Origin of the sequence: Synechococcus sp. R50.1 (genome assembly GCF_047462115.1) — a bacterium.
GTDB lineage: Bacteria > Cyanobacteriota > Cyanobacteriia > Thermostichales > Thermostichaceae > Thermostichus.
On the sequence record NZ_JANSIN010000059.1, the window covers coordinates 1 to 15,062 of the forward strand.

At 59.2% G+C, this 15,062-nt stretch carries 16 protein-coding genes; 7 read left to right on the forward strand and 9 right to left on the reverse strand.

All coding sequences use genetic code 11. The features are described from left to right. Positions 1-53: 53 nt before the first annotated feature. Positions 54-656 (reverse strand): aldo/keto reductase, encoded by a 603-nt coding sequence (locus NW870_RS11720; protein ID WP_414375410.1) that lies wholly within the window; start codon positions 654-656, stop codon positions 54-56. 230 nt (positions 657-886) lie between these two features. On the opposite strand from NW870_RS11720, the gene NW870_RS11725 reads away from it, so the two are divergent. Continuing rightward, positions 887-1,414, forward strand: coding sequence for a hypothetical protein (locus NW870_RS11725; RefSeq protein ID WP_414375412.1), 528 nt, complete (start codon positions 887-889; stop codon positions 1,412-1,414). 42 nt (positions 1,415-1,456) lie between these two features. Further along, complete coding sequence (locus tag NW870_RS11730) at positions 1,457-3,091, forward strand: CTP synthase (RefSeq protein ID WP_414375414.1); 1,635 nt, start codon at positions 1,457-1,459, stop codon at positions 3,089-3,091. A gap of 121 nt (positions 3,092-3,212) precedes the next feature. Here NW870_RS11730 and NW870_RS11735 read toward each other — a convergent pair whose 3' ends face one another. Then, entirely contained in the window at positions 3,213-4,175 is a 963-nt protein-coding gene (locus NW870_RS11735) for an RNA polymerase sigma factor RpoD/SigA (RefSeq protein ID WP_011433091.1), read from the reverse strand. 278 nt (positions 4,176-4,453) lie between these two features. On the opposite strand from NW870_RS11735, the gene NW870_RS11740 reads away from it, so the two are divergent. The 5 genes from NW870_RS11740 (at position 4,454) to NW870_RS11760 (ending at position 8,958) form a co-directional block, all read left to right on the forward strand. Beyond that, a complete protein-coding gene (locus NW870_RS11740) occupies positions 4,454-4,639 on the forward strand; it encodes a DUF2256 domain-containing protein (protein ID WP_041437321.1) in 186 nt (61 codons plus the stop codon). A 49-nt stretch (positions 4,640-4,688) separates the two neighbouring features. After that, positions 4,689-5,165: a phosphate-starvation-inducible PsiE family protein gene (locus NW870_RS11745; RefSeq protein ID WP_414356708.1), complete on the forward strand. Its 477-nt coding sequence runs from the start codon at positions 4,689-4,691 to the stop codon at positions 5,163-5,165. 221 nt (positions 5,166-5,386) lie between these two features. After that, on the forward strand, positions 5,387-5,866 hold the full coding sequence (locus tag NW870_RS11750) for a peptidylprolyl isomerase (RefSeq protein ID WP_011433087.1): 480 nt from the start codon (positions 5,387-5,389) through the stop codon (positions 5,864-5,866). A 110-nt stretch (positions 5,867-5,976) separates the two neighbouring features. Beyond that, entirely contained in the window at positions 5,977-7,251 is a 1,275-nt protein-coding gene (gene gvpJ, locus NW870_RS11755; RefSeq protein WP_414375416.1) for a gas vesicle protein GvpJ, read from the forward strand. Between the two features lie 123 nt (positions 7,252-7,374). Then, positions 7,375-8,958 (forward strand): NAD(P)H-quinone oxidoreductase subunit N, encoded by a 1,584-nt coding sequence (locus tag NW870_RS11760; protein WP_414375424.1) that lies wholly within the window; start codon positions 7,375-7,377, stop codon positions 8,956-8,958. A gap of 123 nt (positions 8,959-9,081) precedes the next feature. On the opposite strand, the gene NW870_RS11765 is transcribed toward NW870_RS11760, so the two are convergent. From NW870_RS11765 to NW870_RS11795, 7 genes are all read right to left on the reverse strand, one after another. Next, positions 9,082-10,314, reverse strand: coding sequence for an ABC transporter substrate-binding protein (locus NW870_RS11765; RefSeq protein ID WP_414375417.1), 1,233 nt, complete (start codon positions 10,312-10,314; stop codon positions 9,082-9,084). A gap of 211 nt (positions 10,315-10,525) precedes the next feature. Further along, complete coding sequence (locus NW870_RS11770) at positions 10,526-11,095, reverse strand: photosystem I assembly protein Ycf4 (protein ID WP_414375418.1); 570 nt, start codon at positions 11,093-11,095, stop codon at positions 10,526-10,528. Positions 11,096-11,415: 320 nt separating this feature from the next. After that, positions 11,416-12,483, reverse strand: coding sequence for an S-layer homology domain-containing protein (locus tag NW870_RS11775; protein ID WP_414375419.1), 1,068 nt, complete (start codon positions 12,481-12,483; stop codon positions 11,416-11,418). A gap of 35 nt (positions 12,484-12,518) precedes the next feature. After that, positions 12,519-12,833: a DUF3181 family protein gene (locus NW870_RS11780; protein WP_414357902.1), complete on the reverse strand. Its 315-nt coding sequence runs from the start codon at positions 12,831-12,833 to the stop codon at positions 12,519-12,521. A 65-nt stretch (positions 12,834-12,898) separates the two neighbouring features. Beyond that, on the reverse strand, positions 12,899-13,528 hold the full coding sequence (locus tag NW870_RS11785; protein ID WP_414375420.1) for a hypothetical protein: 630 nt from the start codon (positions 13,526-13,528) through the stop codon (positions 12,899-12,901). Between the two features lie 35 nt (positions 13,529-13,563). Next, positions 13,564-14,148 carry an anti-sigma factor family protein gene (locus NW870_RS11790; RefSeq protein ID WP_414375422.1) on the reverse strand — a complete coding sequence of 195 codons (585 nt, stop codon included), beginning with the start codon at positions 14,146-14,148 and terminating at the stop codon, positions 13,564-13,566. Between the two features lie 2 nt (positions 14,149-14,150). Further along, a complete protein-coding gene (locus NW870_RS11795) occupies positions 14,151-14,813 on the reverse strand; it encodes a sigma-70 family RNA polymerase sigma factor (RefSeq protein WP_414343224.1) in 663 nt (220 codons plus the stop codon). Between the last annotated feature and the right edge of the window lie 249 nt (positions 14,814-15,062).

Here is a 15,062-nt window from a genome sequence, read left to right on the forward strand (position 1 = left end):
GTAGTAATCCGTACTGAACATATTATACATTATTTTCAGTATAGTTGAGCTTATTATTGACTAGAGTCATGCTCTCGACAGTAGGGCAAGACCTCTGCTTCAATCTGCCGCTCGAACAGGTTGTAGGGGGGCTGGGCGGTGTGCAGAGGAGCCACCTGGCGAAACCGATCCATCTGTTCGGGGGAAAAGTTGCTGACCCCAATGGCGCGGATCTTGCCTTCCTGCAGCAACTGCCCCAGAAACGCCGCCGTTTCTTCGATCGGTTCCAAGGGATCCGGCCAATGAATTTGGTAGAGATCGATCACATCTGTTTGCAAGCGGCGCAGAGAATCCTCCAGTTCTTGGGCCAAGCGAGGCAGGCTGGAGTTGCGCACCACTTTGTTGTTTGTCCACTCCAGTCCCGCTTTGGTGGCGAGAACCACCCGATCGCGGCAACCTGAGTCTTTGATCGCTTGCCCCAGCACTTCCTCCGAAACACCCAGTCCGTAGATGGGAGCGGTGTCGAAGGTGGTTATGCCCAAATCAATGGCTTTGCGAATCGTGGTGTAAGATTCCTGGCGGTCGGAAGGGCCCCACCAGCCGCCGCCCATCGCCCAAGTGCCCAGGCCCACCCGGCTCAACCTTAGCCCTGCATCTGCGAGGGTGACGAACTCCATGGCTGCTCCTGCTGAACCCCGATCCTCCCACTGTGGCCAGGGATCCTCTCCAAAAATCTAGCAGACATTGCTGACAGCAGCCGAGGTTGCGTGAACGACCCAAGCCTGTGACCGGGGTTGGAAGGAGAGGAGAGGCTTTTGACTCTGCTGTTGTAAGGAACTGAATCGATAGGATCCCATTCAAGAGCTGCAGCGTCTCTCAACCCAGAACTTTTGCGAGGAATGGCTCCATGAAGCCCACTTTTCTTGTCTCTACTGTCAGCTCCGTCGGTATGGCTCTCCTGTGGGGATCCCTTCTGGTTGGAAGGGCTGCCCAAGCGCAGGTGATCACCCCTCTTTTCCCCTCTGGAACTCCCATCCCCGTCGAACCCTTGCCCCCCAGCCCGGACATTCCCACCCTGCCCATTGTGCCGGATCCCCGGCCTGTGCCGGCAACCCCTGCTCCCCAGCGACCGCTGCCCAGGGGGAGTTTTGAGGAGATCAGCCGCTACTTCCGCGATCTCAACCGCGCCAAAAACCTGGCCCGCCAAGCTGCCGAGATCGCCAATGGGGGCCTGCAGCGCTATCGCGCCGAAGCTTCCATGCACGGGGCAGCCATTGACTCGCCGTTTGAAGAGTTTGAAGATGCTTGGATCTTCACCTTCCGGGGGGGAGAGCCCGGCTTTGTCCAGCCCAGCATTGAAACCCAGGTGCGGGTGGACAGGCGCACCTTTCAAACCACCATCCTCTACAACGGCCCCATCCGCTCTCTGCGCTAAGGGATCCCTGGCATAATCAAAAAAAGGCAAGGGATCCAAGCTATGACCAAGTTTGTCTTCGTCACGGGCGGAGTGGTCTCCAGCATCGGCAAAGGCATTGTAGCGGCTAGCTTGGGTCGCCTGCTCAAATCCCGCAACTACACGGTGTCGATTTTGAAGCTGGATCCCTATATCAATGTGGATCCCGGCACCATGAGTCCCTACCAGCATGGAGAAGTGTTCGTCACCGACGACGGCGCCGAGACCGACCTGGACTTGGGCCACTACGAGCGCTTCACTGACACCAACATGTCTAAGCTCAACAACGTTACCACCGGCTCCATCTACCAGGCCGTGATCCACAAAGAGCGGCGCGGCGATTACCAGGGCAGCACGGTGCAGGTGATCCCCCATGTTACCCAAGAGATTAAAGAGCGCATCCGGCGGGTGGCCCGCGAGACCAACCCCGACGTGGTGCTGGTGGAGGTGGGGGGCACGGTGGGGGATATCGAGTCTCTGCCCTTTTTGGAGGCCATTCGCCAATTTCGCAAGGACGTGGGCCGCGCCAATGTCGCCTATGTGCATGTCACCCTGGTGCCCCTGATCAAAGCGGCAGGGGAGATGAAAACCAAGCCCACCCAGCACTCGGTGAAGGAGCTGCGCTCTATTGGTATCCAGCCGGACGTGTTGGTGTGCCGCTGCGAACAGCCATTGCCCCGCGGGATCAAGGAGAAGATCTCCGAGTTTTGCGATGTGCCGGTGGAATGTGTGATTCAGGCTCAGGATGCCCCCAGCATCTACGATGTGCCTTTGGTGCTCGAGCAGGAGGGGTTGGCGCAGCGGGTTTTGGAGATTCTCAACTTGGATCCGCAGCAGCCAGATCTACGGGAGTGGGAGCTCCTGGTGCAGCGGCTGCACCACCCCCAAGAGCAGGTGGAGATTGCCATTGTCGGCAAATACGTGCGCCTTACAGATGCCTATCTTTCCGTGGCCGAGGCCCTGCGCCATGCTGGGCTAGCCCTCAATGCCGGTGTCACCCTGCGCTGGATCTCTTCTGAGGAAGTCGAGGAGCGGGGGCCGGAAGCCCTACTGGCTGGTGTGGATGGGGTAGTGGTGCCAGGGGGGTTTGGCAATCGCGGCATCGAGGGCAAGGTGGCTACCATCCGCTACGTGCGCGAGCAAGGCATTCCCTTCCTAGGGCTGTGTCTGGGCATGCAGTGCGCGGTGATCGACTGGGGATGTCACATTGCCCACCTGGAGCGGGCCAATAGCTATGAGTTTGATCCTGATACCCCCCACCCTGTCATCAGCCTGCTGCCGGAGCAGAAAGATGTGGAAGATCTGGGAGGAACCCTGCGGCTGGGCCTCTATCCCTGTCGCATCATGCCCAATACCCTAGCGGCCAAGCTCTACGGTGAGGCCATCATCTACGAGCGGCACCGCCATCGCTATGAGTTTAACAATGCCTACCGCAGCCTTTTTCTGGACTCTGGTTATATCATCAGCGGAGTCTCGCCGGATAACCGCTTGGTGGAGATTATCGAGCTGCCCAGCCACCCCTTTTTCATCGCCACCCAGTTCCATCCGGAGTTTCGCTCCCGCCCCAACCGCCCCCACCCCCTCTTTTTGGGATTGATCGAAGCTGCCCTGCGCAGCCGCCCTCGGCCTCACCCCCTGCAGTTGCAGAACATCGGCTAGTGGACAGATCCCTTGTCCAAAAGTGGGGGCACGCCTCTGGTCCTGGTTCTGCAGAGCTTTGCTGAACATAAACTGCTGCGGAATCCTGGGTTTCGCCTGTGGAGCAGCCGTGGCCTACTGCCTAAAACGAGGTCATCCAGTCCGCCAAAATTTCCTGTCGGCGTGGATGGCGCAGTTTGCGCATGGCTCGTGCTTGAATTTGTCGGACGCGCTCCCGAGAGAGGCCGAAGAGCTGACCAATTTCGGAGAGAGTGTGCAGGTGGCCATCTTTCAGCCCATAGCGGAGCTTGAGGATTTCTTGCTCTCGGGGGCTGAGCTGCTCCAGCATTTCTTCCAGTTGGGCAGACAGCAGGTGCAAGTCCATTTGCGATTCGGGAGTGAGGCTGTTGGCGTCCTCGATAAGCTGCATCAGCTCCCTATCCTCCTCTTTGCCAACTGGAGTATGTAGCGAAAGGGTTTGGCGACCGGCTTCCAAGAGGGTTAAGAGAGCGTCCAGCTTGTCGGGGGAAATCTCCAGAGCTTCGGCAATTTCCGCTTGGGTGGGGCGACGGTTTAGGGTCTCGGTCAGCTCCCGCCGGATCCGCTTCACCTGGTTGAGCTTTTCTACCATATGCACCGGGATCCGCACCAGGCGCCCCTGATTGGCAACGGCGCGGGTGATCCCTTGGCGAATCCACCAGTAGGCGTAGGTGGAAAACTTGTAGCCGCGTTCGTACTCAAATTTTTCTGCGGCTCGGATCAGGCCAATGGTGCCTTCTTGAATCAGATCCAGAAACGGCACACCGCGATTTAAGTACTTTTTGGCAATCGAGACCACCAGGCGCAGGTTGGCCCTAACCAATTCCCGTTTCGCCCGTTCCCCGGCGGCTCCCCCCTCTGCAATCAGCCGTCCCAATTTCACTTCCTGCTCGGCATTGAGGAGTGGGTAGCGAGCCATTTCCCGCAAAAATACGCCCACTGAGTCTTCCGAAAGCGAGGCTTGGGTCGCTCGGTTGCCGGGTTTGCTGAGCCGTACCTCAACCCGCTTCAGTGGAGGAGGAGAGTTCTGAACAGCTACATTCGTCCCATTTGGTTGAGATTTCATACAAACTCAAGCTCAAGTTCACAAGCGGGTGTTAAGAACTTTACTCAGTACAGGATGGAGGCGGCTAACCTTTCAGCAAACCCAACTTCCTTCAGGGATCCCTGCAGACACAGGGCAGAGATCTCGCCGGATTTCAAGAGGCTACTCGATTTCTCTAGGTTCAGACTTCAGCTTTTGCTAAGGTGGGGCGCAGACTAAACACTTCCGTGATGGTAACGGTCAGCATCCGGTAGGATTGTTAAACTGACTACAGAGTTGACCTTGTTTTGCAGTGCACCATGCCACGCCAACGGAAGAAATCGGATTTGCCCAGCAAGATTTGTCTCACCTGTCAGCGACCCTTCACCTGGCGCAAAAAGTGGGCCGACTGTTGGTCGGAGGTGAAATACTGTTCTGAGCGGTGTCGCAATCATCGCCCCAAGGGATCCCTGCCTGCTTCCCGGCAAGACGGTTGGGACGGATAATGTTGTCTCAGGATCAGGACATAAGGGTTTGGATCTGTCGGGGTTGGCGATGCGGTTTCTCAAGTGGCTGTTGCACAATCCCCACGAGACAGAAGAGGAGGATCCCTTTTTGCGGGCCATCACCCGCCTGGAAAGCCTGATCTCGAAGCTACTGTCAATTTTGATGATCGGGCTAATCACAGTAGCAGTGGTGGACTTGGCCCGGTTCTTGGTGGCAGATTTGTTGACCGAGCCAACTGGGTTTTTCTCCACCACTTTAATCGAGATCTTCGGCCTCTTTTTAAATATTCTGATTGCGCTGGAAATTCTGGAGAACATTACCGCCTACTTGCAAAAGCAGGTGGTGCAGGTGGAGCTGGTGATCGTCACCTCTTTGATTGCGGTGGCCCGCAAGATCATCATTTTCGATTTCGAGAAGCTGGGGGGGTTGGAGCTCATTGGCTTGGGGGCAGCGACGTTGGCCCTCTCGGTAAGTTATTGGCTGGTGCGGCGGGCCAAGTCTCCATCCAAGTCCGGGGAAGATTAAGCTCGGACAGAATCCTGGTACGATGGGGATGGAGCTTTCCTGCAAGAAACGTGCGTGCGCGATCTAAGTTGGCCAGCCTGGTGAAGTTAGCTGTGCTGATGGTGGTGCTTTGGGTGGGGTTGAGTGCTCTCCCTGTTTTGGCCCGCCCGCATTCTTCTCGCGATTTGCTCCTGGCACAACACTTGGGCAAACCCGTGAAAACCTACAACAATCCCCCCCCGATGGTGATCGACCCGGCCAAGTCCTACACGGCCACGATGGAGACCACCGCCGGCACAATGGTTCTGGAGCTGTTCCCGCAAGAAGCTCCCCTCGCCGTCAACAATTTCGTCTTTTTGGCCAACGACCACTTCTACGATGGTGTCATCTTTCACCGCGTGATTCGGGGCTTCATGATCCAAGGTGGGGATCCCACGGGCACGGGGCGGGGTGGGCCGGGGTACCGCTTTCCCGATGAGCCGGTGCAACGTCCCTACAGCCGCGGCACTTTGGCGATGGCCAATGCTGGCCCCAACACCAACGGCAGCCAGTTTTTTATCATGCACGCCGACTATCCGCTGCCTCCCAACTACACGATCTTCGGGCAATTGATCGAGGGAGAGGATGTGTTGGATAAAATTGCAACGGCTCCCACCGGCCCCCAGGATCGCCCGCTGAATCCAGTGGAGATCCAGTCCGTTCGTATCTCGGAATCCAATTAGGTTGGGCCACTCCGGTGGAACAGTTTGGTTGAATTAACTTGGCCTCTGGCCCCATTTTTGCAACTTGCCCTCAGGGGGACTCAGGTATGGAGTTCGCTAGGCCCCGGCGAATGTCCCCCCGCATTCTGGTTCTGGATTTTGATGGTGTGCTCTGCGATGGGCGGGCGGAGTATTTTGCCTCTTCCTGCCGCGTTTGTGCTCAGGTGTGGGGCTTGGCTCCTGCTCAGCTAGAGCCGCTGCGTCCTGCTTTTGACCGTCTGCGCCCGCTGATCGAGACCGGCTGGGAGATGCCTCTGTTGTTGTGGGGGCTACAGGAAGGGATCCGGGAGGAGGACTTGCGCCAAGACTGGCCGGGCTGGCGTCAGCAGTTGTTGCAGCAGTCAGGGATCCCTGCCCTCTCTCTAATCCAAGCGTTGGATCGGGTGCGGGATCGTTGGATTGAAGAGGATCTGCAGGGGTGGCTGGGGCTACACCGCTTTTATCCGGGGGTGGCGGCTTGGCTACGCCAGGTTCAGGCTGCAGGGGAGCCGCGCTTGGCCATCCTCAGCACCAAAGAGGGACGGTTCATCCAGCAGCTCTTGGGCCGAGCAGGGATCCAACTGCCACGCCACCGCATTCTGGGCAAGGAGGTGCGCGCCCCCAAGGCCACCACTTTACAGCGGCTACTGGCTGCCGCCCAACTGCCGGCTGAGGAGCTGTGGTTTGTGGAGGATCGCCTGCAAACGCTGCGCCAGGTGCAGAGGGTGCCGGAGCTGGAGCAGGTTCTCTTGTTTTTGGCCGACTGGGGCTACAACCTACCAGAGGAAAGGGAAGAGGCCGCTCGGGATCCCCGTCTCCATTTGCTCAGCCTGGAACAGCTTTGCCAGCCCTTTGACCGTTGGATTGCCCCTTCTCCCCCGCCGCGCTTTTCTATCAGTCCCGCCAGCTCGGAAGACTTGAGCCAGGCTCGGCCCACCCCTGGCCGGAAACGCCCGGAAGCCGGTTTGGCCTCTCTGGTGCTGACCTTGGTGGAGCTGTTGCGGCAGTTGATGGAGGCGCAGGTGGTGCGGCAAATGGAGGCCGAGCGCCTTTCTGCAGAGCAGATTGAGCGGGCCGGCAGCAGCCTACAAGCCTTGCGGGAGCAAATTCGACAAATCTGCAGCCTGTTGGAGATCGACCCAGCGGATTTGAACCTGGAGCTCGGAGATCTGGGCACCCTCCTGCCCCGCCAGGGGGACTACTACCCCGGACAACCCCACCGCGAGGGATCCCTGCTGGAACTGTTGGATCGGCTGATCCACACCGGCATCGTCGTCGATGGCGAGATCGACTTGGGGCTGGCGGACTTGGACCTGATCCACGCCCGCCTGAAGCTGGTGCTCACCTCCAGCGCCAAGCTCTACTGAGCCCGTGGATTGAGAGTGCTGATGGAGACGATTGGGAGAAGAGATGCCGGAAGCGGAAAGAGAGACCGGAAATCGCGGTATGCTGGCTGTGGATCCCCTTCATCTGTCTTCATGTCTTCCCCTATGGATGTCTTTGCCCCAACCGGAAACCTGTATGCCGGTGCCATTTGGCCAGAAGTGGTGGTTACCCTCACCCTCTTGCTCGTCTTGGTGGTGGATTTGGTCGGTGGTTCGGCGGCGCGCAAAAGTCTTCCGGCCCTCTCCATCTTTGGCTTGATCGGGGCCTTGGTGACCTTGGTGTTGCAATGGCAGCAGCCCCAGTTGGAGAGCTTCTTGGGCAGCTTTGCAGCGGATCCCGTCAGCATTCTCTTCCGTGGCCTGGTGGTGGGGACGGCGGTACTGGCCGTGATGATGGCGGAGCGCTACATCTCTCAGTCCGGAGCGCCCACAGGCGAGTTTTATGTGTTGCTGCTCACGGCCACCTTGGGGGGCATGTTCCTCTCCGGGGCGACGGACTTGATCCTAGTGTTTGTATCTTTAGAAACGCTGGGCATCGCCAGCTACCTGATGGCCGGCTATACCAAGCGGGATCCCCGTTCTTCGGAGGCAGCCCTGAAATATCTCTTGATCGGGGCCAGCAGCACGGCCATTTTCCTCTACGGCATGTCCCTACTCTATGGCCTTTCGGGCGGGCAAACGAAGCTGGAAGCCATCGCCTCATCCATGGGGGATGCCGGTTTGGCAGGGATCATCGCTTTGGTGCTCTGCATTGGTGGTATCGGGTTTAAGTTGGCGGCAGTGCCCTTTCACCAGTGGACTCCTGATGTCTACGAGGGATCCCCAACGCCGGTGGTGGCCTTTTTGTCGGTGGGATCCAAAGCGGCAGGCTTTGCCTTGGCGGTGCGCTTTCTGGCCACCGTGTTTCCGGCCATGACGGAAGAGTGGCGGGCGGTGCTCTCGGTGCTGGCCATTTTGACCATGGTGCTGGGGAACGTGGTGGCGATTGCCCAAACCCGCCTCAAACGGCTGCTGGCCTATTCTTCCATCGGTCAGGCGGGCTTTGTTTTGATCGGCTTGGTGGCGGGCACTGAGGCCGGCTATGCCAGCTTGATCTTCTACTTGATGGTCTATTTGGTCATGAACTTGGGGGCCTTTTTGTGCATCACCCTGTTCAGCCTGAAGACCGGCACCGACGAAATCAACGAGTACAGCGGCCTCTACCAGAAGGATCCCTTCCTCACCCTGTGCTTGAGCATTTGTCTGCTCTCGTTGGGTGGATTGCCCCCTCTGGCGGGCTTCTTCGGCAAGCTGTATCTGTTCTGGGCCGGTTGGCAGGCGGGGGCCTATACCTTGGTGTTGGTGGGGTTGGTCACCAGCGTCATCTCCATCTACTACTACGTGCGGGTGGTGAAAACCATCGTGGTGAAAGAGCCGCAGGAGATGTCGGTTTCGGTGCGGAATTACCCCGAGACCAACTGGCAGGCGGAAGGCATGCAGGCTCTGCGGGTGGGCCTGGTGTTCACTTTGGTGGCCACCATCTTTGCCGGGATCCTCTCCAATCCCCTCTTTACCCTCTCCATCCAGGCAGTGGAGCAAAGCCCGTTCTTGGGGTTCCCAGCCGCACAAGCCTTCCTTCCAGAGTCGGCAAGACTTCAGGTGGCAGTCGAGGGATCCCTGGGTGCGTCTGCTCAGACTGGCGAAGCATAGTTTTTGGGATTCTCTCTGCCTCGAAGTTTTGGAAAGCAGTGCTGGGCAGCGCGTGGGGCTAGCTCCTCAGGGCCGAGGGTCTGTCTCCCCAGAGGGATCCGGGATCCCTTCAAGGTCGGCCTATTAGCGCCCACCGATCACAGCGATGTAGTTGGTCACCCATTCGTAGTAGGGCACGCAATCCATACGTCCATCGCCACAATCGGCCACAGGAGTTTTCCAGAAGAAGATGCGCTCAAAATTGTCGATGCCATTGGTCTTGCATCCCTCTGGCCCCAGCAGCTCGCTGGCCTGACAAGCGGCGGGCACCACCGGCACCGAGCCAAACCAAGCCGCCAGATCCCCCTGCACCTTCGGGTTCAGAGAATGTTCCATCCACAGGTAGGCACAGTTGGGGTGTTTGACAGTGGCGCTGAGCATGGTTGTATCTGCCCAGCCGGTGGCTCCCTCTTCCGGTATCACACTGGCGACAGGTTGACCTTCGGATCGCAACAGATTGACCTGGAAGGGCCAAGAGCTGGAGGCCACTACCCCTTCGTTGACAAAGTCATCCACCTGCACCGCCGCATCGTGCCAGTAGCGTCCAACCAGTTGCCGCTGCTGTCGCAATAGAGCTAGAGCAGCATTGAACTGTTCGCGGGTCAGCTCGTAGGGATCCGTGATGCCCAATTCTGGGCGGTGGGCCTTCAGGTAGAGGGCGGCATCGGCAATGTAGATGGAGCCATCGTAGGCTTGGATGCGGCCCTTGTTGGATTTGCCGTCTGGCAGGATTTTTTCTTCAAACACCACATCCCAACTGGTGGGGGGTTCCGGGAAAACCTTTGTGTTGTACATCAACACGTTGGATCCCCATTGATAGGGCACGCCGTAATGCTTGCCATCCACGGTATGCCAGGGAGCATCCCGCAGGCGCGGGTCGATGGTCTCCCAACTGGGGATCAGGCGGGGGTTAATCTGCTGTACCCGTTCCCCTTTGATCAGGCGTAGGGTGGCATCGCCGGAGGCCGTCACCAGATCAAAGCCGCCCTCATTCATCAGGGCTACCATCTCATCGGAGGTTGCCGCCACCTTAACGCTGACTTGGCAGCCGGTTTCTTTCTCAAACTCGGTCACCCAGTCATAGGCGGGATCCGTTTCTCCCCGTTCGATATAGCCTGCCCAGGCCACAATCGAGACCGCCCCCTCTGGGCGGCCCAAGCGATACAGGGGCCCGCGAGCAGCATGGGCGGAATGGGAGGTCAGCAGCAGCGTGAGCAAGGCCAAGCCCAATGAGAGCAGAAGAGTTAGCCAGAGGCGAAACAGAATAGACCCCAGCTTCTTGGCCTGTAGGGGAATGAAGGGGTTCAGGTTGGCCATCACAGGCTTCTCCCAGGCAACAACTGCGCTGGCATCAAGGGTAGATCATTCCTCGAAGAGATCCCGCTACATTGAAAACAATCTCGACAACTCTCTATTCGACTCCACAGTTCTGGATCCCCCTCAATGGTTTCACTGTTGCCCAAGGATGGGATTCCGTCTCGCTCAAGCGACCAGCAGGGCGGGGTCAAAGCAATGGCACCGCAGGGAATCAAATGCCCTCTAGGCTGACGTTGAGAAAGCGGGCGATCTCGGCTGCTTGGTTTTCGATCTCCATCAGGGGGGGAGGCTGGCCCACTCCGGTGAGGGGGATGTCACCACGTCCTTTCACCCGCAAGTAAATGGCTCGGCGGGGGTTAAGCCCCTCTCTCAGCTCCACCCGCAGGCTCTGCACCTCGGCAAAGTCATACTCCAGGCGGACTTCACGGTTTTTGCCCGGAAAGCCTCGCCGTACCAGAGTTATCTTCTGCGTGCGCCGGTCGAACTCGTTGTAGCCGCCCCCCAGGTTCCAATACAAACTCAACCATTGGTACAGTCCCGCCAGGGATCCCAGCACCCCGTAAAAGAGCATGGCAATGCCTTGGGGAATAAACACCAGGCTGGCGGGATCGGAAAAGGGGAGCAAATTGCGGTGGAGATAGCTGGAAAGGCCAGCCAAGGCAAAACCCAGCCCTCCTCCCGTCAGCGCCACCGCCCAAAAGTACACGCTGGGCCGCCGCGACCCAATCACGGTGTAGCGCAGCAAATCGTCAGAACGGATTTCAGGAACAATGGCGGACACAGTTGGGATCCCTGCGGGTTTTCCAAGGTTGGCTTCTCTCATTTTATTAGGTGGCAAGGGCTCTCCCCGGCAGAGGGGCGCTCAGGGGACTGTCAAGAGCCAATGCTGCCCAGGGAATGGCGACGGAAGTGCTCTGCGCTGCACAGCCCTCACTGCTAGCCGCTTTCTCGAAAGGAAAAGGAGCTGGGGAGCGATGGAACGAGCCGTTGGGTTGCCCCTTGCAATGACTGTAGCAGGGATCCCTGCTGGGGTTCTGAGGCGTTCTATCTGCTGACAGAGCCCAACAGCATACGCCAATGGGATCCTCGCTCACTTCAGGGTTAGGGCTTACCCGGCGTGACGATCCTACCCTCTCCTGGGGCGACTTCCGGGGGGTTGGGTCGGGTCTGCCCAGGGGGCTCATCAGCAGCATCCGAGGGAGAGGCAGGGGTGGGATCCGGCTCGGGAGAAGCCGTCTGCTCCGGTTCTGCGGCAGGGGGAGAAGGCTGAGGCTCAGGGGTTGGGTCTGGCAGGGCTGGCGGCTGGGGTAGGGCGTCTTGGGCCGTTCGTTCCCCAAAAGCCGACAGGGCGATGGCGGCTTCCCCGCGGCTAACCGGCTCGAAGGGGTTGAAGGTGCGGATGGGGCCAAAGGTGCGCAGCACGGTGGAGGCATTCTCTAGGCTGCGATCGGCTACCAGAGCAGGAATGGCTTCAGGAGGAATTTGCGCCGCATCGGTGAACCCCCAGCGCTCCTCCAGCTCCGCTCGGGATCCCTTGATCTGGCCGGGAGGTAAGTCCAGGGGCACCTTCATGCGGATTAACTCCGCCCGGGACAGCAGGCTGTTGGGGCGAAACTCTCGATTGGCATCTCCGGCAATTATGCCGGCAGCTCCCAGGGCTTGAATGTAGCGAAAGTTGGGATCCTCTTCCGGCACATCCAAAAAGAGGGGGCGTTCCGAGGGGGATCCCAGGCGGATTTGCCGGCTGGGCTCATCGGCGTGGATGGCGTTGTTGGCCAACACCAGCCAACGGGCAAATTCTCCGCGACGAACGCTGCGCTGCGGCTGAAATTCGCTGCTGGAGATATCGGCAAAAACTCCCAGCCGATCCAGGTATCCCACCGAACGAGCCACCAGAGATCCGGGCTCCAAGTCTGTAAAGCGGCTGCTGTCCTGGCTGGGCAGAGGTGAAGAGGGGGCGGGAGCAGTGGGGATCGAGATAGAGGGTGGGATGGATCCCGGCGAAGGTTGAGGCGAGGGAGGTGCCAGCGGCTCAGATTGGGCTGTGGGCGGGCCCACTGGGCGTACAGCGCGCTCCAGCCGTTCTCCCCACTCGGTTCCCTGACAGGCCGACAACAGCCAGAGCAGCGGAATAAGGCTGCCGAGCTTGAGCCAGGGGCCAGGCCGCATAGGTTTAGACTGATGATGCACCGCTCTACCTTTCTCTATTGGGCCCATTTGCGGCTGAACTCCTCCAGCACGTCCAGCAGGTTAAGCAGGCTTTGCATCGGCAGGAGATCGGCCAGAGGCAATTCTTTGCGCCCACCCCCCACTTTCACCGGGATCCCTTGCAAGATCTCCGTGACGGCGTCCTCATCCACCTTGCCTGCCATCACCTGGGGTGCCAGTCGCTCCGCCAAAAGAGTATGCAGATGGGCGTCGCGCAGGTAAAGATGCCAGCGGGCTACATCGATGTAAACTTCCTTGCCAATGGCAGCGGCCAATTGCTCAATTTCTGGGTTGCTGGGCACTTTGGCCATCCCTCAGCTCCGTTGGTGGTTGCGTCTGCCCCTCCCTCAGATCATAACCCGAACCCAAGGACTCCTCAGGGAGGGCTGGCAGCAGAGCGGTCGGGTAGAGGTAGGGCGAAGTTCTCTTGCAGCTGCCGCAGCATCAACAGGTGTTCCAGAGCTAGGCGATCCCGTTCTGTCCGCAACTGGCTCAGTTGGGCCTGAATTTGGCGGATATCGGCCTCGTCGGAGTCCCAGGTTTGCAAAAGGCGGTAGAGGCGCTCTTGTTGGTTGGCAATTTGCCGGTTTAGGCGGGCTAGACGGCGGCTGAACTCCACATCCATTTCCTCTGCCAGCTCGGGATCCGGCAGCAGGGCCAAGCGATCCCAATGGATGCCCAGGTCGGCCAAGCTTGGCGGGGGCGGATCCAACTCCTTGAGAAGGGGGAAGTCCGGAAAGGGCGATAGCTCCGTCTTGGGAGGGGCCCATTGGTTTTGATCGGGGGCAGGGGTGAGACGGGATCCGGGTGAAGGCAGGTTTGTGGGCTGGGGGGCAGGCTCCTGTCCACTGGGAGAGGAGTGCAACTGCTTCGGACTCCGTCCCGCCGGCGCGGACGGCGTTGCCAGATGGCTACTGCTGGGATCTGCCTGGGCCGACAGGGATCCCAGACTGCATAGCCAAAGGCAGACTCCTAGCCCACAAGCCCAGCGAACTGCTTTTTCCACCCTGCGCTCCTCAGTCTTTCTCAAGCCTGCTCAGGTCATTCCCAGCCCACCTCGGCCCTGGTCGCGTTGGCGGGGCGAGATCCACGGTTGGGGATTGTCTCAAACAAAATCGAGTAGGCATCTTGTTTTTGCCCCGCCTCGAAAAGATAGCGTTGGGCAACACGAGCAGAGGCAGGCACGATGGCCACGCGCACCGGCGGATCTTCCAGCGATACCAAAGGCTGGGGATGAGACCAACGCCATCCCACCCAGCCCGCCCCTGCCAAGGCCACTACAGCCGCTGCCACCCGTCCCCAAGGGGTGCCCTTACGTTGCCGCCAGCCCAGGTCGAGCATTGGCCGCCGATCCAGCTCAGCGAACACACGGCTGATCAACAGCTCCGTCTGGGTGGAGTTCAAGGTTGGGGCCTTGAGGTTGGCCAAACCGGCCTGTAAAGCTGCCAGTTGGCTGTACAGTTGCCGCGCTTGGGGATCGCTGGCCAGCCAATCTTCCACCTGCCGCGCTTCCTGGGACGACAATTCCCCGTCCAGGTAGGCGCTCAACTGTTCAAAGCGCTCATCCACCACCGGCAGCTCTTGCTGGGGATCCCTGGGGTCGGGGTTGGGGTTGCCGCGAACCATGGTCATTCACCATTAAGGTAGGGTTTTAGGGTGGATTGTAGGCGGGCGCGGGCGCGCGCAATGCGAGACTTAACAGTGCCCAAAGACACCCCTGTGATCTCGGCAATTTCCTCATAAGCCATTCCCTGAATTTCCCGCAGCAGGATTGTCTGGCGAAAGGCCTGCGGCAGGTCGCGGACGGCTTGGTGCAATCGCTCGTAGAACTCGCAGGTGGCGAGGTGCTCATGGGGGCTGGGGCTCTCGCTGGGCAGCTCCCACTCCATCTCGCTATCCCGCATCTGAATCGGCGCATCCAGAGAAAGGGGCTGCTGCTGCCGTTTGCGCTTGCGCAGCTCGTCGTAAAACAGGTTGGTGGCAATCCGCCCCAGCCAACTGCGAAATTTCGCCGGCTCCTGTAGGCGTTTCAGGTGGCGGTAGGCCCGGATCCAAACTTCCTGGGCCAAGTCATGCCGGTCCTGCCAGTCCGGGGCAAGATGATAGAGCACCTTGTCCACATGGGCCTGATGGCGACGCATCAACTCGGCAAAAGCCTCCCGATGGGGCTGGGATCCCTGCTGACAGATCAGCACCAGATCCACATCAGCGAGCTTTTCGGGCCGCACAGGCACGTTCTTCACCAAGACCGACCAGCGCTGGCCACTGATGTCGCTGAGGGCAGCATCCATAGGCATCCATAGGTTGTAACAACAGCAACAGCGGAGGGATCCCCTCCCAGACAGAACCTCTGTTGCCCAGACGAAATGGCAGAGTTTGGGTTCCCCCCACCCTCAACCGCAGGGTAGCTCTAGAGGCTCTGAGGGCCATACCGGCAAGACTCCACAGCAAGACCACCTCCTCACTAGGTTGTGTTGATCTTTCATTTGAGCCAAAAGAGAGCACTGACGAGATAGAGAAAACTCAAGAAGTTCCTGGCC